This is a genomic window from Ruegeria spongiae (assembly GCF_023502395.1).
GTDB classification, from domain to species: Bacteria; Pseudomonadota; Alphaproteobacteria; order Rhodobacterales; family Rhodobacteraceae; genus Ruegeria_C; species Ruegeria_C spongiae.
On the sequence record NZ_JAMFMB010000113.1, the window covers coordinates 1 to 297 of the forward strand.

Annotated in this window: 1 pseudogene; it reads right to left on the reverse strand. The window is 71.4% G+C overall.

The features are described from left to right. Positions 1 to 297 (reverse strand): annotated as a pseudogene (locus M3P21_RS22480) (aldolase/citrate lyase family protein); the annotation flags it as partial.

The window sequence follows — 297 nt, forward strand, 5'->3', positions numbered from 1 at the left end:
ACCGCGCCCTTGCCGGCGGTCTCGGCATCGGCCATGGCGACCAGGATGCGCTGCGCCTTGGTCACCTCGGCCTCGCTGGGGGACATGACCGCGTTGGCCAGCGCGATCTGGCTGGGGTGGATGGCCCATTTGCCCTCGCAGCCCAGCACGGCGGCCCGTTTGGCGGCGGCGCGATAGCCGTCGGGGTCCTGGAAATCTCCGAACGGGCCATCGATGGGCCGCAACCCGTTGGCGCGCGCCGCAACCACCATCCGGGCCAGCGCGTAATGCCACATGTCGCCCCAATGGGTGGCGCGC